The sequence below is a fragment of the Streptomyces sp. ICC1 genome (assembly GCF_003287935.1).
GTDB lineage: Bacteria > Actinomycetota > Actinomycetes > Streptomycetales > Streptomycetaceae > Streptomyces > Streptomyces tritrimontium.
Map to the genome: position 1 here is coordinate 4,556,540 of NZ_CP030287.1, position 22,793 is coordinate 4,579,332.

Here is a 22,793-nt window from a genome sequence, read left to right on the forward strand (position 1 = left end):
CCTCCGGTGTGTGGTGCGTCCCCTAGGACGACATCGAGGGCGAGCGGGTTCACTCTTCCGTCGAGAAAAATCCAGTCCTGCCATAGAAAGTCGACTGACTGCTCATGGGTCTCACCAGTAATACGGTCCTGGCTATGGCCATCATCGCCGGTGTGCTGCTCTTCGCGGCCACGGTGTGGTTCTGGCCGAAGCTCTCGGGCCGCTCCTGGCGCTCGGTCCTCGGCCGCATCGGCCTCCTCCTGGCGACGCAGCTGGCGCTGTTCTCGGCGGTGGGTCTCGCGGCCAACAAGTCGTTCCTCTTCTACGGTTCCTGGGCGGACCTGTTCGGCCAGGAGACGTCCATCGGCAAGGTGGTCGACCACGGCATGAGCAGCGACGACATCAAAGTCGTCGACAAGCAGAAGCTGGACGTGCCCGGCGGAGCCAAGCCGCAGGTCGGCGGGCAGATCCTGAAAGTGGCCATAACCGGCCAGAAGTCGAAGATAACCAGCCCGGGTTACGTGTGGCTGCCGCCGGAGTACTTCCAGCCGCAGCACAAGGACCAGAACTTCCCGGCATCCATCATCCTCACGGGTTACCCGGGAACGGCCGAGAACCTGATCAAAGGGCTGAACTACCCGATGACGGCCTTCAAGCAGGCCAAGGCGGGCAAGATGAAGCCGATGATCCTGGTCATGCTCCGCCCGACGGTGGCGCCCCCGCGCGACACCGAGTGCGTGGACATACCCGGTGGCCCGCAGACCGAGACCTTCTTCGCCGAAGACCTCCCCCAGGCCATCCAGGACACCTTCCGGGTCGGCAAGGAGCCGCGGAACATGGGCTTCATCGGCAACTCGACGGGCGGCTACTGCGCCCTGAAGATCGCCGCGCACTACCCGCAGACCTTCGGTGCCGCCGCGGGCCTGTCCGCGTACTACGAGGCCCCCGACGACCCGACCACCGGCGACCTCTTCCACGGGGACGAGAAGCTGAAGGCGCGCGCCAACGTCCTGGAGTCCCTCAAGGCGAAGAAGCCGACCGGCACGTCCTTCCTCGTCACCAGCAGCGAGCAGGGCGAGCCGAACCTCGGCGACACGAAGAAGTTCATCAAGCTGGTCAAGGGCCCGGACCGGGTCTCCTCGATCATCCTCGACAGCGGCGGCCACAACTTCAACACCTGGCGCCGCGAGATCCCGCCGATGCTGGTGTGGATGAGCCAGCGCATCCAGGCCTGAACGGGTCCCGGGCCCGAACGGGTCCCGGTGCCCGCCGCCGGCCGGCGCCCCGCTCGGCCGTCAGGCCGACTGGGGCGCCGCCCGGCGCAGCGCCCGGTGCACGCCCTCCGGGGTGAGTACGCCGATCAGCGCGCCGGAGTCCGGGTCCGTGACCCCGATCCGGCCCTCGTCCTCCTGCAGCAGCAGCGCGAGCGCCTCGCGCAGCGTCGCCCCCAGCGCCACTCCGGCGGTGGGGGCCTTTCCGTCCGCGGCGGTCAGGTCGGCCTCGGAGACCGGGGTGACGGCGAGCCGCTTGAGCCCCCGGTCGGCGCCGACGAAGCCGGCCACGTACTCCGTCGCCGGGGCGCCCAGCACCTGCGCCGGGCGGGCGAACTGCTCGATGGTGCCCGCTCCGTAGACCGCGATGCGGTCGCCGAGCCGCACCGCTTCCTCCAGGTCGTGCGTGACCAGCAGGATCGTCTTGCGCACCGTCTTCTGCAGCGCCAGGAACTCGTTCTGCAGCCGCTCGCGCACCACCGGGTCCACCGCGCCGAACGGCTCGTCCATCAGGAGCACCGGCGGGTCCGCGGCCAGTGCGCGGGCCACGCCCACCCGCTGGCGCTGCCCGCCGGACAGCTGCTCCGGGTAGCGGCCCCCGTAGACGGCCGGATCCAGTCCGACCAGGTCGAGGAGTTCCGCCGCCCGCGCGCGGGCCTTCGCCTTCGGGGTGCCGATCAGCTGCGGCACGGTGGCCGTGTTCTCCAGCACGGTCTTGTGCGGGAACAGCCCGACCTGCTGGATGACGTAGCCGATGCGGCGGCGCAGTTCGACCGGGTCGGCGGCCGCGATGTCCTCGCCGTCCACCAGGATCCGGCCGGAGGTCGGCTCGATCAGCCGGTTGACCATCTTCATGGTGGTCGTCTTGCCGCAGCCGGACGGGCCCACCAGGGTGACCAGTTCGCCCTCCGCGACCTCGAAGGACAGGTCCGCGACCGCCGTCGTCCCGTCGGGGTAGCGCTTGGTCACTTGCTCGAATCGGATCACATCACCATCCTTCCCTACCGGCGCGGCCGGTTTGTGAAGGGAGTGTTGCCCGCGTGCGAAGGATTCCGGCCATTGTCGGCAGTGCGGGTTAGGGTCACTCCTACGTACGTTCGGTGACGGGGGGTGAGGAGCGCATGGCCGGGCAGAACTGCCTGGTGGCGAACGACTGGGTCTGCTGGGACTACGTCACGTCCCGCTCCCAGGAGCTCACCGATGCCACCCTCGAACACGTCTGGATCACGGGTGTGTCGGTCCTGATCGGCATCGCCGTGTCCGTTCCGCTCGCGCTGCTGGCCCGCCGCGGCCGCCACTGGGCGGCCCCCGTGCTCGGCATCACCACCCTGCTCTACACGGTCCCCTCGCTCGCCATGTTCTCCCTGCTGCTGCCCGTCTTCGGCCTCTCGGCCGCGCTGGTGGTGACGGGCCTCGTGCTGTATTCGCTGACGATCCTCGTCCGCAACGTGCTGGCCGGCCTCGAAGCCGTCCCCGAGGAGGTCCGGGAAGCCGCCCGCGGCATGGGCTACGGCCCCGGCCGGCTGCTGTGGCAGGTCGAACTGCCGCTGGCCCTGCCCGCCCTGCTGGCCGGCGTACGGATCGCCACCGTCTCGACGGTGGCACTGACCACGGTCGGCTCCATCGTCGGCAAGGGCGGCCTCGGCAACCTCATCGCCCCCGCCGTGAACAGCTCCTTCAAGGCCCAGGTGCTCACCGCCTCGGTGCTGTGCGTGCTGCTCGCGCTGCTCGCGGACCTGGCCCTGCTCGGCCTCCAGCGGCTGCTCACGCCGTGGACCCGGGCGGCCCGCGCCGCGGAGGGGGCCTGATGGGAGTGCTGGGACAGGCCTGGGACTGGCTGGCCGACGGAGCCAACTGGTCCGGTGAGAGCGGCGTCTGGCACCGGCTGGGCGAGCACGCGTACGTCAGCGGGATCGCCCTGGCCCTGGCCTGCGCGGTGGCCCTGCCGGTCGGGCTGTGGCTCGGCCACCTCGGCAAGGGCGGCGGCCTCGCGGTCAACGTCTCCAACATCGGCCGGGCCGTCCCCGTCTTCGCCGTGCTGGCGCTGTTCATGGTCTCGCCGCTGCGCAACGCCGGCTACGTGCCGACCATCATCGCGCTCGTGCTCTTCGCCGTCCCGCCGCTGCTGACCAACGCCTACGTGGGCATGCGCGAGGTCGACCGCTCGGTGGTCGAGGCGGCGCGGGGCATGGGCATGTCCGGCGGCCAGCTCTTCTGGCGGGTGGAACTCCCGCTGGCCCGCCCCCTGGTGATGACGGGCCTGCGCTCGGGCGCCGTCCAGGTCATCGCCACGGCCACCATCGCGGCGATGGTCGGCCAGGGCGGCCTCGGCCGGATCATCACCGCCGGCTTCAACACGTACAACACCCCGCAGGTCGTCGCGGGCGCCCTGCTCGTCGCGGTGCTGGCCCTGCTGGTGGAGGGCGCGCTGGTGGCGGCCGACCGGCTGCTGCCGGGTGGCGCCTCCCGCTGACGACGCCCGACGACGCCCGACCCCGACGACGCCCCCGCCGTTTCCCCGCCCCCTCGAAGGAGATCGACATGAGCAAGTCCACACGCGTCCTCGGCGCGGCCCTGGGTGCCGTCGCCCTGACCGCATCGCTCGCCGCGTGCGGCGGCGACAGCCTGGAGAAGACGCAGGGCGGCGGCTCCTCGGCCGCCGCCTCCGGCGCCGCCGAGGGCGGCAAGGGCGGCAAGCTGGTGATCGGCGCCGCCGGATTCACCGAGTCCAACGTGCTGGCCGAGCTGTACGCGCAGCTCCTGAAGGACGCCGGCTACTCCACCTCGATCACCACGGTCAACAACCGCGAGCTGTACGAGCCCTCGCTGGAGAAGGGCGAGATCGATGTCGTCCCGGAGTACGCGGCGACCCTCGCGGAGTTCCTCAACGCCAAGGTGAACGGCCCGAAGGCGCCCGCCGAGAAGCCGGTCGCATCGAGCGACGTGGCGGCGACGGTGGCGGCCCTGGAGAAGCTGGCGGCCCCGCTCGGGCTGAAGGCGCTGCCGGCGGGCGCGGCGGTCGACCAGAACGCCTTCGCGGTGAGCAAGGAATTCGCCGCGAAGAACAATCTGAAGACCCTTTCCGACCTCGGCAAGTCCGGCCTGAAGGTGAAGATCGCGGCGGGCGACGAATGCGCGGTGCGGCCCTTCTGCGCACCCGGTCTGCAGAAGACGTACGGAATCGACGTTTCCGGCATCGACCCCAAGGGCGTCGGAACCCCGCAGGCCAAGCAGGCGGTCAAGGACGGCGCCGACCAGCTCGTCCTGACCACCACCACGGACGCCACCCTCGACAGCTTCGGCCTGGTCCTGCTCGAGGACGACAAGAAGCTCCAGAACGCCGACAACGTCCTGCCGGTGGTCAACGCCAAGGACGCCGGCGCCCCCGAGATCGCGGCCGCCCTCGACAAGCTCACCAAGGTGCTCACCACGGCGGACCTGGTCGACCTGAACCGCAAGGTCGACTCCGAGCGCGCCAAGCCGGCGGACGTCGCGAAGGCCTACCTGGAGTCCAAGGGACTGGTGAAGAAGTAGCAGTTGGGCCTTTGGCGCGGAAAGTCGCGCGACGGGGCGGGTAACTGCTCGGGAACAGATTCCCGGGCAGTCGCCCCACACCCTGTCCACTCCCTGTAAATTTCGGGCCATGCCCCGTGGACGCCACCGCAATCCCGAACCCCTTCACCGGCTGCTCACGCCGACGACCGTCGCCGGTGTGTCCGCCGCCGGGGCCGCAGCGGCCTGGCTGCTCGCGGAACCGATGGCGCTGCGGCTGCTCGTGGCCCTCACCGCGGCCGCCGGCGTGGCCGGCGCCGTCGTCATGCGGTCCTGGGACCGCGCGGCCGGGCGCCGGGTCGCGGAGCTCGGGCGCGAGCGCGTCAAGGACGAGTGGAAGACGGACGAGCGGATAGCCGAGCTCGAATCCGACCTCGAAGAGGCCCGGGTGCTGCGCGGCAAGCTCGACGCCAAGCTGCGCGCCAAGCGGGTCGAGCTCGCGGGCCTGCGCGGCGAGCACGCCGCGCTGTTGCGGAGGTACGCGACCGCCGAGACCGAGCGGGCGAGCGCACTGGAGCGGCGCCGGCTGCTGGCCATCGAGGCCGCCGCGGTGCCGGCCATCGAGGCCGCCGCGCCGCCGAAGGAACTTCCGGCCGTCTCCGAGGAGCGCACCCCGTCCGGCGCGGCCACCCCGGTCGGCTTCGCCCGCGCCAACGCCGCGCTGGCGGCCTTGGCCCGCAAGGACCGGCCGGCCGCGGCGCCGTCGGCCCCGGCGCGGCAGCTGGTCCCGGCGGCCGCCGCGGGTGCTCCGGCTGCTGCCGCCACCGCTGCCGTCGCTCCTGCTCCCGCTCCCGCCGCTCCCGCTGCCCCCGCTCCTGCTCCCGCCGCTCCCGATGCCGCCGCCGCTGTGGTGCCGACCCCCGCTGCCGCCGCCGCGCCGGAGGCGCACGCACGGCCCGCGGTCACCGGCCCGGCCGCGGCCGTCCCCGCGCGCAGGCTCGCGGCCGCGGTGACCCCGTACGACCCCCGGCGCCGGGCGGCCTCCCGCGCGCTCGGCGGCTTCGACTTCTTCGGCACCAAGACCGCGGCGCAGGCCCGCGCGGTCATCGAGTCCGTCCAGAACGAGGACCTGGCCGACGTGGTCGGCGCGGAGGTCCTCGCGGTCCACAAGGCGGAGTCCGCCCAGGGCGGCTCGGAGCCGGAGTTCAAGCCGGCCACCGCCGAGCACCGCGCGGTGGGCCAGGTCATCGACCTGACGGCCCACGACGAGACCGAGCCCATCGACGTGGCACAGCTGCGCACGGCCATCTCCTGACCGTGCGGGCCCGGCACGATCCGAAAGAGCCGGCCTAACCGGCCTGGCCGGCCTGGCTGGCGTACGAGTCCACCAGGCGGGCCAGGTGGCGGCCCGCGACCAGGAGCGGGGTCCGGCTCCGGGTGACCTGAGCGCTCGTCTCGGCGCCCTCCAGGGTGTTGATGACCGTCGAGGCCAGATCGCGGGCCCGCGCCTCGGGGTGGCCCGAGGCCAGGAGCTTCGCCGCCACGATCTCCTCCCAGTGGGCGAAGGCCCGGGCGCAGGCCGTCTGGAGCTCCGGGATGCGGCCGACCGTCTCCAGGGCCGTCGTGGTCACCGGGCAGCCTTCGCGCCAGTCCGAGGCGGCGAGGGCGTCGGCGAGCAGCTCCGCGACGGTCTCCACGGCACGCGCCGGGTCCGGGTGCGAGGCGAGCCCGGCGCTGATCAGCTCCGTGAACTCCTCGTCGCCGTAGTGGATCGCGGCCACCGCCAGTTCCTGCTTGCCGCCCGGGAAGAAGTGGTAGAGCGAGCCCAGGGTGGCTCCGGCCTCGCGGACCAGCTGTTTGACCGGGGTGTTCTCGTAGCCGCCGCGCTGCATCAGGCGGGAGGCGGTGCGGACCAGCCGGTCGCGGGTCCCCAGTGCCGTCTGCGGCGTTGCCGTCTCGTCCGTCGCCGTCGCCTCTGCTGCTGCCATGGGGGCGATGCTACCCCTGATTCTGGATAGAGCGCTCGTTCTAGTCCCGTGCTACGGTCGCTCCGAGCGCTGGATAGAGCGCTCGTTCTAGTGGGATTCGCGATCGACACGGGGAGCAGTCCGTCATGAGCCAGAACCAGAACCAGAACCAGAACCAGGGCGAGAGCCGGAACCAGGTGCGGGGCGCGGGCCCGGCGGGGCGCGCCACCGTCAGCGTGCTGGGGCTGGGCCCCATGGGCCAGGCCATGGCCGCCGCCTATCTGGACGCCGGTTACGAGGTCACCGTCTGGAACCGCAGCCCCGGCAAGGACGCCGGACTCCTGGCACGCGGTGCCCGCCCGGCCGCCACCGCCGCCGAGGCCGTCGCCGCGAGCGCGCTCACCGTCCTCAGCCTCATCGACGTCGACGCCATGTACGGGGTCCTCGCGGACGCCTCCCTCACCGGCCGGGTGCTGGCCAACCTCTCCTCCGACGTCCCCGACAAGGCGCGGGCCGCCGCGCGGTGGGCCGAGGAGCGCGGCGCCTCGTACCTCACCGGCGGGGTCAACGTCCCGCCGTCGGGGATCGGACAGGAGGGGGCGTCCGTCTTCGTCAGCGGGCCGCGCGAGGCGTACGAAGGCCACCGCGCCGCGCTCGACGTGCTCGCCGCCACCGACTACCGGGGCGCCGACCCCGGTTACGCGCAGCTCTACTACCAGCTCAACATGATCATGTTCTGGACCGCGTACACCGGCTGGTACCAGGCCCTCGCCGTCGCCCGCGCCAACGGCCTGACGGCGGCCGACGTCCTGCCGTACGCCGGGTACACCGCCGACGCGATGCGCGGGTTCTACGAGGGCTCCGCCCCGCTCGTCGACGCGGGCGCGCACGAGGGGACGCACCAACGCCTCGCCATGTGCGCGGCGAGCGTCGAGCACGTCCTGCACACCGCCGCCGACTCCGGCGTGGACACCGGGATCCTGGCCGCGCACGCCGAGCTCTACCGGCGCGGAGTCGGGGCGGGCTTCGGGGCCGACAGCAGCTCGCGGCTGATCGGCCTGCTGGAAGGTGCGGGAAGCGCTTCCCGGTCGCAGCCCTAGCGGAGCGAGTCGAACCAGCGGGCGGCCTGGGGCGCCGAGCGGATCGCCGAGGTGAAGTGGTCCGCGTCCGGGCCCTGGTCGACGAGGGTCGCCCGGACCCCGCGGCGGGCCAGGTCGTCCGCGCAGGCGCGGGCGTTGGCGATAGGCACGTCGGTGTCGGCGGAGCCCGCGTAGAGGCGGACGGGCGCGGCGGGCTTCCAGTCGCAGGAGCCGTCATTGGCCTCCAGGGCCGTGCGCAGGGCCCCGCGCGGGTCGCGGATGTTCTCGGCCCACGCCGGGGTGAGCAGCTCCTGCGGAGTCGCGGGGAGCGCGGCCACGATGTCCTCCTCGCTGTGGTTCCCGTCGAACAGGCCTTCCACAGCCTGTGCGTAGGGCGCGCGGAACACCTCGGCCGGGTCCTTGTAGAGCGGGTGCAGCCGGTTCTGGGCGGTGAGGAAGTAGGAGAGGTAGAAGACGGCGCTGCGCGGGGAGACCCGGCCGTCGGTGATGCCGGGCAGCTCCGAGCCGAGCAGGTCGTACGGGCCGGCGATCGGGGCCAGGCCGCGCAGCCGGAAGCCGCTGCCGGGCCGGGAGAGCTCGCGGCCCAGCGCCATCGCGACCTGCCCGCCCTGCGAGAAGCCGGTCGCGTACACGTCCCGGGTGGTGGTGCGGCCCAGCCGGCCGGCGGCGGTGCGGGAGGCCTTGAGCATGTCGACGGAGGCGGTGACGGAGGACCGGGTGTCCATGTACGGGTGGCTGCCCGGGCCGCCGCCCAGGCCCAGGTAGTCCGGGGCGGCGACGGCGCGGCCGGCGGAGGCGTGCAGGTACGGGGTGATCCGGTTGAAGCCCGCGCCCCCGGACGGGGCGTCGTCGCGGGTGGCGAGCGTCCCGTGGGTGTCGGAGACCAGGTCGAGGCGGCGCGGGCCCTGCTCGGGGAGGACGAGGAGGCCGGTGGCGGTCGTGGGGCGGCCCTGGGGGTCGACGGTGGCGTAGGTGAGGCGGTAGGCCGCGATGCCGTGGCGGACGGTGGAGGAGTCCATGCCGAAGGAGGAGAGCTGGGCGGCGACATCGGCGCGGCTGAGGCGGTCGAGGGGAGTGAAGGCGAGGAGCGCCCCGCGGGCGGCGGCGCTCCGCTCGGCGCTCCGCTCGGAGCCGCCGGCGGTGGCGGTGGAGGCGGCGATCGGTGCGGCCAGGGCGGCGGGGGCGGCGAGGCCGCCGAGGACGGCGGCGAGGACCACGGCCGCGGCGCCGCGGCGCACCCGCCGGCGGGTGCTCTGCTTCTGCTGGGTCGTCATGCCCCGAAGCTACGGCGCCCCGCGCGGCCCCGACATCCGGCAACCCGGTGCAGTCCAGGGGGTGTTAGCCCCACCAGTGCTGTGACCCGGTGGACCTATCCGGTCACAGCACTAGAACAAGGGGAGCTGGCCCGGGTTCGGGGACAGGGCGAAGCCGTCCAGCGTCGGGGCGGACGCGCCGAGGACCACGCGGGCCCGGGATCCGGGACAGGAGACGAGGTCCCCGCGCCCCCGGCCCGAGGGCGGGTCGTGGCGGGCGATCCGCCCGGCGGTGACGGCGCAGTCGCGGCCGCAGGAGGGGCAGGCCCGGCGGGGTGAGTGGGACATGCCCCAAGTCTGCCCTGCCCCAAGGACATCGGCCCGCCCCGCCCGACCGCCCTGCCTCGGCCCCGCGGAGGCGCCGCCGGGGTCAGGCGCCGCGGGCCGCCCGCCAGGCCTCGTGGGCGCGGTTCACGCGGGCCCACAGCGCCGACCGGTCCGCCGGGGTCAGATCGTCCAGCCCGCGGCCGAAGACGCCCCCGATGACCTCGAAGAACTCCTCCTGGTCGGCCAGTTCGCGCTCGCTCGACCCCTGCACGCCGTCGACGCGGGTCAGGATCCGCCCGCGCAGCGCGTCCGAGCCCTCCGCGTCGCGCCGCAGCACCGCGAAGGTCCGGACGAACGGGGAGTCCCCGGCCGTCGAGAACCACGCGTGCATGGCCTCGAAATCGGCCGTGGCCGCCGGGGCGTCGCGGAAGTTCACCCGGGGCATGGGGCCGGCGAAGTTGCGCAGCGTCCAGCCCGGGCCCTCGCCCTCCAGCGGATCCAGCCGTTCCAGCGCGTACCGGAACCCGCCCTGCTCGTAGGAGCCCTCGCGCAGCGGCAGCGGCTCGTACGGGCCGTCGCCCAGCCCGGCGTCCACCAGGTACGTCGTCCCCTCGACGTGGACGGTCAGCGCGAGGTGCCCGCCGCTGACCGAGCGGTCCCCGGGGTCGGCGTTGACGCCGCCGGCGTGCCGCGTGACCTCGTAGCCCAGGGTCTCCAGGAGCAGCGCGAGGCCGCCGTTGAGGTGGAAGCAGTAGCCGCCGCGGCCGGCCGCGAAGCGGCGCGCGGACAGCTCGGGGTCGATGCCGGGCGGCCGGCCGAGCTGGATGTCGACGTTGTCGTAGGCGATGCGCTCCACGTGCGCCCGCTGCAGCGCGAACAGCCCCTCGGCGGAGGGGCTGCCCGGGTCGGCGATGCCGAGCCGCCGCAGGTAGTCGGCGGTTATGCCAGAGATCATCGAGCCACCCTAGTGCTGTGACCGGAAGGGTTCACCGGGTCGCGGCGCCCGGCACGGCACCTCGCCGCGTTGTCGGACCACGGCGGTACGTCCAGTACGAGGCGTGGTCCTCCGCCCGGGGGCCCCTCCCAGCGGTAGCTGGGGGAGATGCACCGCACCGGACACCGCGACCCGGCAAACCTTCCCGGCCACGGCACTAGGCGGTGTCCTCGAGCCCGCGCGGGGTCATTTGTCGATGTCGCCGACGACGAAGAAGAGCGAGCCGAGGATCGAGACCATGTCCGCGACCAACTGCCCGGGCAGCAGCACCGCCAGGGCCTGGATGTTGTTGTACGAGGCCGAGCGCAGCTTGAGCCGGTACGGGGTCTTCTCGCCCTTCGAGACCAGGTAGTAGCCGTTGATCCCCAGCGGGTTCTCGGTCCAGGCGTACGTCTCGCCCTCCGGCGCCTTCAGCACCTTGGGCAGCCGCTGGTTGATCGGACCGGGCGCCAGCTGCGCCATCCGGTCCAGGCAGGCGACCGCCAGGTCCAGCGCGTTGTGGGTCTGCTCCAGCAGCACCTCGAAGCGGGCCAGGCAGTCGCCCTCGGTACGGGTGACGACCTTGAGCACGTCCTGGAGATCGCCGTAGGCGAGGTACGGCTCGTCGCGGCGCAGGTCGAAGTCGACTCCGGAGGCGCGGGCGATCGGGCCGGAGACCCCGTACGCGTGCACGGCCTCGGCGGACAGGACGCCGACGCCGCGCGTGCGGGCGCGGAAGATCTCGTTGCCGCGCACCAGGTCGTCGTAGACGTGCATGCGGGTGCGGACGTCGGCGATGGCCTCGCGGGCGCGGCCCAGCCAGCCGGCCGGGAGGTCCTCCTTGAGGCCGCCGACCCGGTTGAACATGTAGTGCATGCGGCCGCCGGAGATCTCCTCCATGACGGCCTGGAGCTCCTCGCGCTCGCGGAACGCGTGGAAGATCGGGGTGATGCCGCCCAGCTCCAGGGGGTACGAGCCGAGGAACATCAGGTGGTTCAGCACCCGGTTCAGCTCGGCGAGCAGGGTCCGCATCCACACGGCCCGCTCGGGGACCTCCATGCCGAGCATCCGCTCGACGGCCATGACGACGCCCAGCTCGTTGGAGAACGCGGACAGCCAGTCGTGGCGGTTCGCGAGCATCACGATCTGCCGGTAGTCGCGGGCCTCGAAGAGTTTCTCGGCCCCGCGGTGCATGTAGCCGACCACCGGCTCGGCGCTCACGATCCGCTCGCCGTCCAGGACGAGGCGCAGGCGCAGCACGCCGTGCGTGGAAGGGTGCTGGGGGCCGATGTTCAGCACCATGTCGGTGCTCTCCGCCGCGCCGCCGATGCCGACCGTGGTCTCCGTCATGGCCGCATTCTCGCAGCCCTACGCTAGGGAGATGGAAACCGGGACAACGGGTGAGACGAGCCGACCCGAGTGGGTGGGGCTGCCGGGCGGGCTGCTCACCTTGCGGCGGCTCCTGCTGGTGGTGTGGACGGGGTTCTTCGGCCTGGTGACGGCCCTGGTGCTGGGGCTGGCGGCCGGCCCGGTCTGGGCTTCGCTCGGCGCGCTGTGGCTGGTGGTCCTGGCCTGGGGCTGGGTGGTGCTCGGCCGCAACTGGCGCTCCTGGCGCTACGCCGAGCGCGCGGACGACCTGCTGATCAGCCGGGGCGTGCTGTGGCACGAGGAGACCGTGGTCCCGTACGGGCGGATGCAGCTGGTCGAGGTGGCCTCGGGGCCGCTGGAGCGCCGCTTCGGACTGGCCTCCGTACAACTGCACACGGCCGCGGCGGCGACGGACGCCCGGATCCCCGGGCTCGCGCCCGCGGAGGCGGAGCGGCTGCGCGACCGGCTGACCGAGCTCGGCGCGGCAAGATCGGCCGGCCTGTGACCGCGCGGTCCGTGCCCGCGGCCGGTGGACCCGTCCCCGATGCGCCCGTCCCCGGTGCCCCCGGCTTCGGTGCCCCCGGCCTCGGTGCCCCCGCCCCGCCTCCTCTTTCCCGTCGTGGGGCGGGCAGGTGGTGTTAAAGGGACAGGCCCGGGGGGCGGTCTCGGGGGCGGCCGCGGCCCCGGTCCCGTCCCGTCCGGCCAGGACATCCGCTCCGCGGCGCAGCAGCCGCGCCCCGCCCACCGCGTTCCCGCGCGCGGAGTGCGTCAGCCCGACCGCCAGCTGCGCGAGCCCCCGCCACAGCGGCGCCTGCTCCTCGGGCCCGGACTTCCAGGCGTCCTCGAACACCTCGTGCGCGTGGAAGGGCTTCCCCGCGTCCAGCAGCCGCTGCGCCTGCGCGACGCTCTCCGCGGGGGTCCGCACCACGCCCTCGGGCTGCCGCCCCACTCCTTGAGCCCCGTAGGGCAGCGGCCGCCCCAGCCCGTCCCTCGGCCGGGCGCTGCGCGCCCGCCCCTCAGCGTCCCGATCCCTTGCCTTCACCCCCTCATCCTCCCTCCACCGATTACCCGTGCATGCACACCCCTCGTCGTGGGGTAATGTTCTGCATGTGCCGCCGGGACGGGGAAAGCCCAAGTGGGAAGCCCAGTCGGAAGCACAACGGGACGTGGCGCAGCTTGGTAGCGCACTTGACTGGGGGTCAAGGGGTCGCAGGTTCAAATCCTGTCGTCCCGACTCGAAAGAGTCGTAGATCAGAGGCCGTATCGGAGCGATCCGATACGGCCTCTGATCGTTTTCCGGGTCCGGGTCCGGGTCCGGGTCGGCGACAGCCGGCCGGGCACGATCGCGTTGAGCGCGCGTCAGCTCGGACCCCGGGCTTGCCGCCCCGCTCCCGCGGACGCAAGCTGGAAGTACAGCTGTGCGAGCCTGCCTCCGTCTCGACGACGGCTCCTCGGGGACGACTGAGTGGGCGGTGTCCATGAAGCGCGGATCCCATCTTGCCGTCCTTGCCGCTACCGGTGCGATGGCGGCCGCCCTCTCCCTGCTCGCGCCGCACGAGTCGTCGGCGGCCCCGCAACCCCAACCGACCCCGCAACCGTCCTGGAACCCCGAGCAGAGACTGCCGGAGGCGGAATCGGGGCAGGGATTCTCCAGCGAAGCGCAGCAGAACGGTGTGGTCGACGTTCCCGCATTCCTTACCGTCATCGTGAAGGACGCCGACAGAATGTGGGCGGAATACTTCGCGCGGATTCAAGGACTCGTGGAGCCGTCGGTGAGGTATCACCTCGTGGGTACGGTACTGGAACCGACGTACACGTTCGCGGCCGAATGCGGCGGCACGGTGGTCACCGGCTTCACGTCCAATGCCTACTACTGCCATGCCGGCGAAGGGGACATCGTCCTGCCGGTCTTCTCCTTCGCCAAGATATGGAGCGGGGAGCTCTTCGGTCGGGTTCCGGAGAAAACGGGCGACTTCGCCGCGGCCGTCGTCGTGGCCCATGAATTCGGTCACCACATCCAGGACGAGATATTCAAGCAGTACAACGCCCTGAACGTGCCGGTCCCGGACATGCCGAGCGGTGACAAGAACAAAGAGCTGATCGCCGACTGCTTCAGCGGGAACTGGGCGTTCAGCGCATTCCACAAGGGGTACATCCAATCGGGCGACTGGGCCGAGGTCATCGCCTCGCTGAGAGCCATCGGCGATCCCCCGGGAAAATCCGGGCACGGAACCCCCGACGAGAGGCAGGCGGCCTTCGAGAGGGGATACAACACCGGAGATCCCACCCGCTGCATCGTCGCCTACTGGCCGGGTGCCGCCTCCGCCCTGAACCTGCGGTGAGCGGCGCGCTCGCGGCGTGAACGAGTCGGCCGCCGGTGGCCGGGAAAAACGCTTGGACTGCGCGGGTGCCGTCGCGGGACACTGCGATTCCTGGTCCACCGGTGCCCCTGCCGGTGCCGGATCGAACCGCGCAGGGCCGCGGCGCCGGGTCCCGCCCGCCCGTCACACGATCACCCGAGCGAGGGAACTCGCGCCCGGCGTCTCCGCTGAGAAGCACGTGGCGAGTCGCCACACGACGACACAGGGTTGGAATGGGATCGCCGCAATCGCCGCAGTCACGTGAAACCTCGCCGGGCAAGGGCTCGGTGCTCCTCGTACTCCGCTACTACGGACGGGAGTTGGCCCGGCAGAAGCGATTGACGCTGCCGGCGATGCTGCTCCCCGCGCTCGGCAACATCGGCATCAACTACATCGCGCCGCTGATCGTCGCGAAGCTCGTCGGCCGAATCGCCGCAGGCGGGAGCGGGAGCGGGAGCGGCATGGGCATCGGCTCGACGCTGCCGTACGTCCTCGGCTTCGCCGGCGTGCTGCTGCTCTCGGAGGCACTGTGGCGCCTCGGGCTGCACTGCCTCAACCGCCTCGACGCCCGCGGCATCGAGCACATGTACGTCATCGGCATGGACGAGCTCTTCGCCAAGGACGCCGCGTTCTTCCACGACAACTTCGCCGGGTCGCTGACCAAGCGGGTCCTGAGCTTCGCCTCCCGGTTCGAGGAGCTCGTCGACACGCTGACGTTCTCGGTCATCGGCAGCTTCGTGCCGCTGCTGTTCGGCTCGGTCGTGCTGTGGCAGTACGAACCGCTGCTCGTCGTCGGGCTCTTGGCGATGATCACGCTGACAGCGCTGTGCGTGGTGCCGCTCGTCCGGCGCCGGCAGGCGCTCGTCGACGAGCGCGAGGAGGCGATCGCCCGGGTGTCGGGCCACGTCGCCGACAGCCTGATGAACATGGACACCGTCCGGGCGTTCGCCGCCGAGGAGAGCGAGGCCGCCGAGCACCGGTCCCGCGTCGCCGCCTCGAGGCGGCTCATGCTGCGGTCGTGGGACTACGGCAACCTGCGCATCGACACGCTGGTCGCGCCCATGTCCGTACTGACCAACGCGCTCGGCCTGCTGATGGCGGTCGCGCTCGCCGGGGGCGGGCACGGCGTGGAGGCGGTCGTCGTCGCGTTCACGTACTACACCAACGCGACGCGGATCATGTTCGAGTTCAACCAGATCTACCGCCGTCTGGAGAGCTCGATGACGGAGGCCGCGCAGTTCACCGAACTGCTGCTGAAGCCGCCGACCGTACTCGACCCGCCCTCCCCGGAGCCGCTGCTGTCCCGCGGCGCCTGCGTCCGCTTCGAGCAGGTGACCTTCGCGCACGGGGGCAGCGGAAAGCCGCTCTTCGAGGGGCTCGAGCTGGCCGTGCCCAGCGGGGCGAAGATCGGTCTCGTCGGCCGCTCCGGCGGCGGCAAGACCACGCTCACCCGGCTGCTGCTGCGGATGACGGACATCGAGGCCGGCCGGATCCTGATCGGCGGGCAGGACATCAGCCGGCTCCGCCAGGCCGACCTGCGCGGCATGATCGCCTACGTTCCGCAGGACCCGGCGATGTTCCACCGCACGCTGCGGGACAACATCGCCTTCGCCCGGCCGGGCGCCACCGACGCCGAGATCCGGCGGGCGGCCGAGGCGGCGCACGTCACCGAGTTCGCCGACGCGCTCCCGGACGGCTTCGGCACGATGGTGGGCGAACGCGGCATCAAGCTGTCGGGCGGACAGCGCCAGCGGGTCGCCCTCGCCAGGGCCATCCTGCGCGACGCGCCGATCCTGCTGCTCGACGAGGCGACCAGCGCCCTGGACTCCGAGAGCGAGATCCTCGTCCAAGAGGCGCTGTGGCGGCTCATGGAGGGGCGGACGGCGCTCGTGGTGGCGCACCGGCTGAGCACGGTGGCCACCATGGACCGGCTCGTCGTACTCGACCGCGGACGGATCGTGGAACAGGGCACGCACCAGGAGCTGCTCACCTCGGCAGGCGCCTACGCGAAGCTCTGGAAGCACCAGTCGGGCGGCTTCCTCGGCGAGACTCCCACGCGGCCCTGACCCGGCGCGGGGCCAGCGCTGTGACCGGAAAGGTCCACCGGACCTTTCCGGTCACAGCGCTAGGGTGCGCACGTGAGCATTCATGTCGTCTTGGGATTCGGGCCCGCCGGGGCCGCCACCGCTCGGTTGCTGGCCGAACAGGGCCGTTCCGTACGGGTCGTGACCGCGTCGGGCCGGAGCCCGGAGCCGGGGATCGAGCACGTCGCGGTGGACGCGACGGACAGCGCGCGGCTGGCCGACGCGGTGAAGGGCGCGGCCGTGATCTACGGCTGCGCCGCGCCGCCGTACCACCGCTGGGCCGCCGACTGGCCCCGGCTGACCTCGGCGGCCTGCGCCGCGGCCGAGGCGACCGGGGCCGTACTGGTCATGCTGGGCAACCTCTACGGCTACGGTCCGGTGGACGGCCCGCTGACGGAAGACCTGCCGCTCGCGGCGACGGGCACCAAGGGGCGGGTTCGCGCGGCCGGTTGGGAGCAGGCGCGCCACCTGCACGAACAGGGCCGGATCAAGGCCGTGGAGGTGCGGGCCTCGGACTTCTTCGGGCCCGGCGTGACCGGCGGCGGCCACCTCGCCGCCCGGGTCGTGCCCCCGCTGCTGCGCGGCAAGCCCGTCTCCACGCTCGGGGACCCGGACGCCCCGCACAGCTGGTCGTACCTTCCCGACGTGGCCAGGGCCCTGGTCGAGGTCGCCGGCGAGGAGCGGGCCTGGGGGCGGGCCTGGCACGTGCCCACCGAACCCGCCCTTTCCGTACGGGAGATGGCCGGACTCCTGGCCGCCCGGTCGGGAACCGGGCCGGCCGTCGTGCGCCGGATCCCCTCCGCCGTACTGGCCGCGGCGGGGGTCTTCTCCCCGCTGCTCCGGGAACTGAGGGAGGTCCGCTACCAGTTCGACCGTCCGTTCGTCGTCGATTCGGGCGCCTACGAGGCCGCGTTCACGGTCCGGGCCACCCCCGTCGAGGAGCAGGTCGCGGCAACCGTGGACTGGTGGCGCGAGCGCCTGGCGGCCGGGTGACGTCCGGGGCCCGTCACGTCCGGGGCCGCACGCTGTCCGGTTGGGCGGCGCCGGCTTCCGGCGCGGCAGGGTCCGGGAGGCGGCGGGCCAGGGCCCAGGCCAGCAGGGGCAGTACGGCCAGCGGGAGCAGGGCGGCGCGCAGCGAGGCGGCGTCGGCCGCGGCTCCGATGAGGGGGCTCGCCAGCCCGCCGACGCTGACGGTCAGGCCCAGGGTGACCCCGCTCGCGGTGCCCATGCGCGTCGGGAGGTAGTCCTGGCCCAGAGTGACCTGGAGCGAGAACGGCGCGTACAGCGCGGCGGCGGCCAGCGCGGAGCACACGTACACCAGGGGCAGCGGGAGGAAGAGGATCCCGGCGATGGCGGGCACCGCGGCCGCGTAGGAGCGGTGGACGGTGGTGACCCGGCCCCAGCGGGCGGCCAGCCGGCCGCCGAGGAGGGTGCCGCCCGCACTCCCCGCGAACAGGGCGAACAGGGCCACCGCCCCGGCGGTCTCGCCGCCGCCGCGTTCACGCACGTACAGGGCGATGAAGGTGCTCAGGCCGATGAAGACCACGGAGCGGACGACGACCACGCACGAGAGGCGCAGGAACGCCCGCCAGTGGTCGGCGGACCGCCCGGAGCGCGGGTCGCCGGTCGGGAGCGCGGCGCCCGAACGCCGTCCGGAGGGCGGCCAGTTGAGGAACACCCCGATCGTGGCCGGAAGGGCGAGCAGCCACCAGCCCGCCGTCCCCGGCAGGGCCAGCGCGGCGACGACCAGCAGCGGTGCGCACGCGAAGCCGATGGTGCCGCCGAGGGCGAACCAGCTCATCGTGCCGTGCCCCGGGCCGCCCGTCGTGCGGACCAACCGGGCGGCCGCCGGGTGGTAGGCGGCGACGCCCAGCCCGGAGAGGGCGACGGCGGCGAGCGTGGCCGGATACCCGGCGTCGAGCCCGACCAGGGCCACGCCGAGACCGGCGGCGGCGGTGGCCAGCGGGATCAGCCAGGGCATCGGCCACCGGTCGGTCAGCACGCCGAACAGCGGCTGCACCACGGAGGAGAGCAGGGAGGCGGCCAGCACGATGCCGGAGGCGGCGGCGTACCCGTACGCGCGCTCGGAGACGAGGAACGGGACGAGCGCGGCGACGGCGCCCTGGTAGACGTCCACGCACGAATGGCCGGCGGAGAAGCCGGCCGTACGCATCCGGCCGGGCGGTCCGGACGACGGACGGGCCCGGGATCCAGTGCTGGGATCGGCCGCGGGAAGGGGAGTTGTCGAGCCTGTCGTCGAAGTCACGGTTCGAGGATCCCCCTCTCCCGGGGCGGCTCGCTTCCGATAAATTGCCGGGTGATGCAGAAGATCCGCCACACCCCCCGCGCGGCGACGAGCGTGCGCGAGCTCGACACCCACCACGGCATCGATCCGCACCGCCACGACGACCACCAGATCTGCTACGCCGGATCGGGGGTGCTGTCGGTCACCACCGACGCCGGCACCTGGGTCGCGCCGACCACCCGCGCCCTGTGGATCCCGGCCGGAACGGTGCACGAGCACCGCGCGTTCGGCCGCGCGGACCTGCACTGCGTGGGCCTGCCGACCCACCTCAACCCGCTTTCCCTCTCGGCCCCCGCCGTGCTCGCCGTCGGCCCGCTGCTGCGCGAGCTGATCCTGGCGTACACCAGGACCCCCGAGGACGGCAGCGCGGAGCGGCGCCGGCTGCTCGCCGTCCTGCTCGACCAGCTCCGCGCTTCACCACTCCAGCCCCTGCACCTGCCCGCCCCGGCCGATCCCCGGCTGGCCGCCGTGTGCGCGCTGCTGCACGCCGACCCGGCGGACCCGCGCGGGCTGGCGGAACTCGCGGCGGCATCGGGTGCGGGGGCCGGCGGGCGCACGCTGAGCCGGCTGTTCCGCGCCGAGCTGGGCATGACGTTCCCCCAGTGGCGCACCCAGCTGCGCCTGCACCAGGCCCTGCGCCTGCTGTCGGTCGGTACCCCGGTCACGGCGGTGGCCCACCGCTGCGGCTGGTCCTCGGCGAGCGCCTTCATCGACGTCTTCCGTCGCGCCTTCGGCCACACCCCCGGCACCCACGCGAAGGAACGGGACCCGGCACACTGGGTGGGTGATCAATGAGAGCGGTGACGTGGTGTGCGGGCGGGACGGGCGCGTGGGGGTGGTGACCCTCAATCGGCCCCGGGCGCTCAATGCGCTGACCCATGGCATGGTGCTGCGGATGTCCGAGGCGTTGGCCGGGTGGGCGGCCGATCCCCGGGTCGAGCAGGTGGTCCTTCGGGGGGCCGGGGAGCGCGGGCTGTGCGCCGGTGGGGACATCCGGGCCATCCATGACGACGCCAAGGGCGGGAGCAGGGCTTCCGTCGGCTTCTGGCAGGACGAGTACCGGCTCAATGCCCGCATCGCCCGGTATCCGAAGCCCTACGTCGCCCTCATGGACGGGATCGTGATGGGCGGCGGGGTCGGGGTGTCCGCCCACGGGAGCGTCCGCGTCGTCACCGAGCGGTCCCGCGTCGCCATGCCCGAGACCGGCATCGGGTTCGTGCCCGACGTCGGCGGGACCTACCTGCTGGCCCGCGCGCCCGGGCGGCTCGGGGTCCATCTCGCGCTCACCGGCGCCGCCGTGGGGGCCGCCGACGCGATGCTGTGCGGGCTCGCCGATCACTTCGTGCCCTCCGACCGGCTGGCCGCGCTGACCGCCGAGCTCGCCGGCGCCCCCGCCCCCGAGGTCATCGCGCGGTACGCCGCCACGCCCGAGCCGGGGCGGCTCGGGCAGTGGCGGGGGTGGATCGACCACTGCTACGCGGCCGACACCGTCGAGGAGATCGTGGACCGGCTGCTCGGGTACGGGGACCCGGCGGCCAAGGAAGCCGCCGAGACGATCCTCGCCAAGTCCCCGACCGCCCTCAAGGTGACCCTGGAGTCGCTGCGCCGGGCCGCCGCCCTCGACGGGCTGGAGGCCGTGCTGGAGCAGGAACTCCGGGTCTCAAGCAACATGCTGGCCGCGCCCGACCTGGTCGAGGGCATCCGGGCCCAGGTCGTCGACAAGGACCGCAGCCCCCGCTGGTCCCCCGCCTCGCTGGAGGGCGTTGCCGAGGGGGACGTCGCGCGGTTCTTCGGCCCGCTCGGATAGGGACCCCCCGCGACCCGGCAAACCTTTCCGGCCGCAGCCCTAGTGCTGTGACCGGAAAGGTCCACCGGGTCGCGGCGCCCGGCACGGCACCTCGCCGCGTTGTCGGACCACCGAAGTACGTCCAGTACGAGCGGCGGCCCTCCGCCTTGCGATGCACCGCACCGGACACCGCGACCCGGCAAACCTTTCCGGCCGCAGCACTAGCGGGCGTCCGCCACGTACGCGCGCAGGTGGCGGGCCGTCAGGGTGTCCGATGTGGCGACGAGTTCGGCCGGGGTGCCCTCGAAGACGACCCGGCCGCCCGCGTGGCCGCCGCCCGGGCCGATGTCGATCAGCCAGTCGGCGTGCGCCATGACCGCCTGGTGGTGCTCGATGACGACGACCGAGTTGCCGTCGTCGACGAGCCGGTCCAGCAGTGCGAGCAGTTTGTCCACATCGGCCATGTGCAGCCCGGTCGTCGGCTCGTCCAGGATGTAGGTCGAGGACTTCTCCGCCATGCTGATGGCGAGCTTGAGCCGCTGGCGTTCACCGCCCGACAGGGTGTTCAGCGGCTGCCCGAGGCGCAGGTAGCCGAGCCCCACGTCCGCGAGCCGGCCCAGGATCGCCCGCGCCTGGCCGGTGGCGAAGAACTCGTACGCCTCCGCCACCGGCATGTCGAGCACCTCGGCGATGTTCTTGCCGCGCAGCCGGTACGTGAGCACCTCCGGCGTGAACCGCTTGCCCTCGCACCGCTCGCAGACCGAAGCCACCCCGGCCATCATCGCCAGGTCCGTGTAGAGGAGCCCGAGGCCGTTGCAGTGGGGGCAGGCGCCTTCCGAATTGGCGCTGAACAGCGCGGCCTTGACCCCGTTGGCCTTGGCGAAGGCGGTGCGTATCGGGTTCAACAGGCCGGTGTACGTCGCAGGGTTGGAGCGGCGCGAGCCCCGGATCGGGGACTGGTCGGCGACCACCACCCCGTCGCGTCCGGCCAGGTACCCGTGGATCAGCGAGCTCTTCCCGGAGCCCGCCACGCCCGTCACCACGGTCAGCACCCCGAGGGGCACGTCCACGCTGACGTCCTTGAGGTTGTGCAGATCGGCGTCCTTGACGGACAGCTGCCCGCGCGGACTGCGTACGGACTCCCGCAGTTTCGCCCGGTGTTCGAGGTGCCGGCCGGTGAGGGTGCCGGAGGCGCGCAGGCCGGCCACGTCCCCGTCGTAGCAGAGCCGCCCGCCGGCGGTGCCGGCGCCCGGGCCGAGGTCCACGATGTGGTCGGCGATCGCGATGACCTCGGGCTTGTGCTCCACGACCAGCACCGTGTTGCCCTTGTCGCGCAGCCGCAGCAGCAGGTCGTTCATCCGCCGGATGTCGTGCGGGTGCAGGCCGGTGGTCGGTTCGTCGAAGACGTACGTGATGTCCGTGAGCGAGGATCCGAGGTGCCGGACCATCTTGACCCGCTGGGCCTCGCCGCCCGACAGGGTGCCGCTGGGGCGGTCCAGGCTGAGGTAGCCGAGGCCGATCTCGACGAGGGAGCCGAGGAGTTCGCGCAGGTTCGCCACCATCGGCGCCACGCCCGGGTCTTCGATGCCGGCGACGAACCCGGCGAGATCGCTGATCTGCATCGCCGAGCACTCGGCGATGTTCACGCCCTCGATCCGCGAGCCGAGCGCGGCGGCGGTCAGCCGGGTGCCGCCGCAGTCCGGGCAGTCGGCGAAGACCACGGCGCGGTCCACGAAGGTCCGGATGTGGGGCTGCATGGACTCGCGGTCCTTGGACAGGTACGTCCGGGTGATCTTGGTGATCAGGCCCTCGTAGGTGACGTTGTTGGTGCCGGTCTTCACCTTCACCGGGTCCTTGTGCAGGAAGTCGGCCCACTCCCGCTCGGTGAAGTCCTTCAGTCTGGTGTCGGGGGAGTAGAAGCCGGAGCCGGCCATGACCTGCCAGTACCAGGAGTCCACGGCGAAGCCGGGGACGGTGATCGCCCCTTCGTTGAGGGAGAGTTCGCGGTCGACGAGCTGGTCCACGTCGATCTCGGAGACCTGGCCCGTGCCCTCGCAGCGGGGGCACATGCCGTCGGGGGTGTTGAAGCTGAAGGCGCCGGCCGCGGCGATGCGCGGGGTGCCGAGCCGGGAGTAGATGATCCGCAGCATCGTGTAGGCGTCGGTCGCGGTGCCCACGGTGGAGCGGGAGCCCGCGCCCATCCGCTCCTGGTCGACGACTATGGCCGCGCTCAGGTTGTGCAGGGCGTCCACGTCCGGCCGGCCCAGGCTGGGCATGAACGATTGGATGAAGGCCGTGTACGTCTCGTTGATCATGCGCTGTGACTCGGCCGCGATGGTGCCGAAGACGAGCGAGGACTTCCCGGATCCGGAGACGCCGGTGAAGACGGTGAGGCGGCGCTTGGGGATGTCGAGCGAGACGTCCGCGAGATTGTTCTCCCGGGCGCCCCGGACCTGGATGACCTGATGGTTGTCGGCAAGGCTCATGGGTGGTTTTCGGCTCCCGGCTCTCGGTTGTTGATGCGCGGT

Annotated in this window: 20 protein-coding genes and 1 tRNA gene; 13 read left to right on the top strand and 8 right to left on the bottom strand. The window is 72.6% G+C overall.

Annotation, left to right across the window (positions count from 1 at the left end; genetic code table 11):
* Nucleotides 1-104: 104 nt before the first annotated feature.
* Complete coding sequence (locus DRB96_RS21450) at nt 105-1,214, top strand: alpha/beta hydrolase-fold protein (RefSeq protein WP_112449915.1); 1,110 nt, start codon at nt 105-107, stop codon at nt 1,212-1,214.
* 60 nt (nt 1,215-1,274) lie between these two features.
* Here DRB96_RS21450 and DRB96_RS21455 read toward each other — a convergent pair whose 3' ends face one another.
* Nucleotides 1,275-2,237 carry an ATP-binding cassette domain-containing protein gene (locus tag DRB96_RS21455; protein ID WP_112449916.1) on the bottom strand — a complete coding sequence of 321 codons (963 nt, stop codon included), beginning with the start codon at nt 2,235-2,237 and terminating at the stop codon, nt 1,275-1,277.
* Between the two features lie 134 nt (nt 2,238-2,371).
* Here DRB96_RS21455 and DRB96_RS21460 point away from each other — a divergent pair, with 134 nt between their 5' ends.
* The 4 genes from DRB96_RS21460 (at nt 2,372) to DRB96_RS21475 (ending at nt 6,057) form a co-directional block, all read left to right on the top strand.
* Complete coding sequence (locus tag DRB96_RS21460; RefSeq protein ID WP_112449917.1) at nt 2,372-3,058, top strand: ABC transporter permease; 687 nt, start codon at nt 2,372-2,374, stop codon at nt 3,056-3,058.
* On the top strand, nt 3,058-3,723 hold the full coding sequence (locus DRB96_RS21465; protein ID WP_112449918.1) for an ABC transporter permease: 666 nt from the start codon (nt 3,058-3,060) through the stop codon (nt 3,721-3,723). The genes DRB96_RS21460 and DRB96_RS21465 overlap by 1 nt, the downstream gene beginning before the upstream one ends.
* 68 nt (nt 3,724-3,791) lie before the next feature.
* A complete protein-coding gene (locus tag DRB96_RS21470) occupies nt 3,792-4,784 on the top strand; it encodes an ABC transporter substrate-binding protein (protein ID WP_112449919.1) in 993 nt (330 codons plus the stop codon).
* Nucleotides 4,785-4,893: 109 nt separating this feature from the next.
* Nucleotides 4,894-6,057 (top strand): hypothetical protein, encoded by a 1,164-nt coding sequence (locus tag DRB96_RS21475; protein WP_112449920.1) that lies wholly within the window; start codon nt 4,894-4,896, stop codon nt 6,055-6,057.
* Between the two features lie 34 nt (nt 6,058-6,091).
* On the opposite strand, the gene DRB96_RS21480 is transcribed toward DRB96_RS21475, so the two are convergent.
* Nucleotides 6,092-6,730 carry a TetR/AcrR family transcriptional regulator gene (locus DRB96_RS21480; RefSeq protein ID WP_112449921.1) on the bottom strand — a complete coding sequence of 213 codons (639 nt, stop codon included), beginning with the start codon at nt 6,728-6,730 and terminating at the stop codon, nt 6,092-6,094.
* Between the two features lie 125 nt (nt 6,731-6,855).
* On the opposite strand from DRB96_RS21480, the gene DRB96_RS21485 reads away from it, so the two are divergent.
* Entirely contained in the window at nt 6,856-7,809 is a 954-nt protein-coding gene (locus DRB96_RS21485) for an NAD(P)-binding domain-containing protein (protein ID WP_112449922.1), read from the top strand.
* Here the strand turns inward: DRB96_RS21485 and DRB96_RS21490 are convergent.
* From DRB96_RS21490 to DRB96_RS21505, 4 genes are all read right to left on the bottom strand, one after another.
* The gene (locus DRB96_RS21490) at nt 7,806-9,083 is read right to left on the bottom strand and encodes a lipase family protein (protein ID WP_112449923.1); all 1,278 of its coding nucleotides are present in this window, start codon (nt 9,081-9,083) and stop codon (nt 7,806-7,808) included. The two genes, DRB96_RS21485 and DRB96_RS21490, sit on opposite strands and share 4 nt — an antisense overlap.
* A 111-nt stretch (nt 9,084-9,194) precedes the next feature.
* Nucleotides 9,195-9,410: a hypothetical protein gene (locus DRB96_RS21495; RefSeq protein ID WP_112449924.1), complete on the bottom strand. Its 216-nt coding sequence runs from the start codon at nt 9,408-9,410 to the stop codon at nt 9,195-9,197.
* Nucleotides 9,411-9,492: 82 nt separating this feature from the next.
* Nucleotides 9,493-10,344 (bottom strand): arylamine N-acetyltransferase, encoded by an 852-nt coding sequence (locus DRB96_RS21500; protein WP_112449925.1) that lies wholly within the window; start codon nt 10,342-10,344, stop codon nt 9,493-9,495.
* Nucleotides 10,345-10,569: 225 nt separating this feature from the next.
* Entirely contained in the window at nt 10,570-11,712 is a 1,143-nt protein-coding gene (locus tag DRB96_RS21505) for an NADH-quinone oxidoreductase subunit D (protein WP_112449926.1), read from the bottom strand.
* A gap of 31 nt (nt 11,713-11,743) precedes the next feature.
* Between DRB96_RS21505 and DRB96_RS21510 the strand changes: the two genes are divergently transcribed.
* The 5 genes from DRB96_RS21510 to DRB96_RS21535 all read left to right on the top strand — a co-directional run bounded on the left by DRB96_RS21510 (nt 11,744) and on the right by DRB96_RS21535 (nt 17,167).
* Nucleotides 11,744-12,235 (top strand): PH domain-containing protein, encoded by a 492-nt coding sequence (locus DRB96_RS21510; protein ID WP_239516153.1) that lies wholly within the window; start codon nt 11,744-11,746, stop codon nt 12,233-12,235.
* 655 nt (nt 12,236-12,890) lie between these two features.
* Nucleotides 12,891-12,964: transfer RNA gene (locus tag DRB96_RS21520), tRNA-Pro, on the top strand.
* Nucleotides 12,965-13,208: 244 nt separating this feature from the next.
* Nucleotides 13,209-14,072 carry a neutral zinc metallopeptidase gene (locus DRB96_RS21525; RefSeq protein ID WP_112463395.1) on the top strand — a complete coding sequence of 288 codons (864 nt, stop codon included), beginning with the start codon at nt 13,209-13,211 and terminating at the stop codon, nt 14,070-14,072.
* 251 nt (nt 14,073-14,323) lie between these two features.
* A complete protein-coding gene (locus DRB96_RS21530; protein ID WP_112449928.1) occupies nt 14,324-16,156 on the top strand; it encodes an ABC transporter ATP-binding protein in 1,833 nt (610 codons plus the stop codon).
* 72 nt (nt 16,157-16,228) lie between these two features.
* A complete protein-coding gene (locus DRB96_RS21535) occupies nt 16,229-17,167 on the top strand; it encodes an NAD-dependent epimerase/dehydratase family protein (RefSeq protein WP_112449929.1) in 939 nt (312 codons plus the stop codon).
* A gap of 13 nt (nt 17,168-17,180) precedes the next feature.
* Here DRB96_RS21535 and DRB96_RS21540 read toward each other — a convergent pair whose 3' ends face one another.
* Nucleotides 17,181-18,311 (bottom strand): MFS transporter, encoded by a 1,131-nt coding sequence (locus DRB96_RS21540; RefSeq protein WP_343234552.1) that lies wholly within the window; start codon nt 18,309-18,311, stop codon nt 17,181-17,183.
* Between the two features lie 183 nt (nt 18,312-18,494).
* Between DRB96_RS21540 and DRB96_RS21545 the strand changes: the two genes are divergently transcribed.
* Together DRB96_RS21545 and DRB96_RS21550 are read left to right on the top strand one after the other, a co-directional pair.
* On the top strand, nt 18,495-19,274 hold the full coding sequence (locus DRB96_RS21545) for a helix-turn-helix transcriptional regulator (protein WP_112449931.1): 780 nt from the start codon (nt 18,495-18,497) through the stop codon (nt 19,272-19,274).
* On the top strand, nt 19,267-20,286 hold the full coding sequence (locus tag DRB96_RS21550) for an enoyl-CoA hydratase/isomerase family protein (RefSeq protein WP_112453615.1): 1,020 nt from the start codon (nt 19,267-19,269) through the stop codon (nt 20,284-20,286). The genes DRB96_RS21545 and DRB96_RS21550 overlap by 8 nt, the downstream gene beginning before the upstream one ends.
* Nucleotides 20,287-20,486: 200 nt before the next feature.
* Here DRB96_RS21550 and DRB96_RS21555 read toward each other — a convergent pair whose 3' ends face one another.
* The gene (locus DRB96_RS21555) at nt 20,487-22,751 is read right to left on the bottom strand and encodes an excinuclease ABC subunit UvrA (RefSeq protein ID WP_112453616.1); all 2,265 of its coding nucleotides are present in this window, start codon (nt 22,749-22,751) and stop codon (nt 20,487-20,489) included.
* Nucleotides 22,752-22,793: the final 42 nt, after the last annotated feature.

What these genes read in the sequence shown, in the direction of transcription:
- DRB96_RS21470 (WP_112449919.1), top strand. Translation starts at nt 3,792, where the DNA reads ATGAGCAAGTCCACACGCGTCCTCGGCGCGGCCCTGGGTGCCGTCGCC.
- DRB96_RS21450 (WP_112449915.1), top strand. Translation starts at nt 105, where the DNA reads ATGGGTCTCACCAGTAATACGGTCCTGGCTATGGCCATCATCGCCGGT.
- DRB96_RS21480 (WP_112449921.1), bottom strand. Translation starts at nt 6,730, where the DNA reads ATGGCAGCAGCAGAGGCGACGGCGACGGACGAGACGGCAACGCCGCAG.
- DRB96_RS21530 (WP_112449928.1), top strand. Translation starts at nt 14,324, where the DNA reads ATGGGATCGCCGCAATCGCCGCAGTCACGTGAAACCTCGCCGGGCAAG.
- DRB96_RS21545 (WP_112449931.1), top strand. Translation starts at nt 18,495, where the DNA reads ATGCAGAAGATCCGCCACACCCCCCGCGCGGCGACGAGCGTGCGCGAG.
- DRB96_RS21505 (WP_112449926.1), bottom strand. Translation starts at nt 11,712, where the DNA reads ATGACGGAGACCACGGTCGGCATCGGCGGCGCGGCGGAGAGCACCGAC.
- DRB96_RS21460 (WP_112449917.1), top strand. Translation starts at nt 2,372, where the DNA reads ATGGCCGGGCAGAACTGCCTGGTGGCGAACGACTGGGTCTGCTGGGAC.
- DRB96_RS21490 (WP_112449923.1), bottom strand. Translation starts at nt 9,083, where the DNA reads ATGACGACCCAGCAGAAGCAGAGCACCCGCCGGCGGGTGCGCCGCGGC.
- DRB96_RS21495 (WP_112449924.1), bottom strand. Translation starts at nt 9,410, where the DNA reads ATGTCCCACTCACCCCGCCGGGCCTGCCCCTCCTGCGGCCGCGACTGC.
- DRB96_RS21485 (WP_112449922.1), top strand. Translation starts at nt 6,856, where the DNA reads ATGAGCCAGAACCAGAACCAGAACCAGAACCAGGGCGAGAGCCGGAAC.
- DRB96_RS21475 (WP_112449920.1), top strand. Translation starts at nt 4,894, where the DNA reads ATGCCCCGTGGACGCCACCGCAATCCCGAACCCCTTCACCGGCTGCTC.
- DRB96_RS21555 (WP_112453616.1), bottom strand. Translation starts at nt 22,751, where the DNA reads ATGAGCCTTGCCGACAACCATCAGGTCATCCAGGTCCGGGGCGCCCGG.
- DRB96_RS21500 (WP_112449925.1), bottom strand. Translation starts at nt 10,344, where the DNA reads ATGATCTCTGGCATAACCGCCGACTACCTGCGGCGGCTCGGCATCGCC.
- DRB96_RS21465 (WP_112449918.1), top strand. Translation starts at nt 3,058, where the DNA reads ATGGGAGTGCTGGGACAGGCCTGGGACTGGCTGGCCGACGGAGCCAAC.
- DRB96_RS21525 (WP_112463395.1), top strand. Translation starts at nt 13,209, where the DNA reads ATGAAGCGCGGATCCCATCTTGCCGTCCTTGCCGCTACCGGTGCGATG.
- DRB96_RS21510 (WP_239516153.1), top strand. Translation starts at nt 11,744, where the DNA reads ATGGAAACCGGGACAACGGGTGAGACGAGCCGACCCGAGTGGGTGGGG.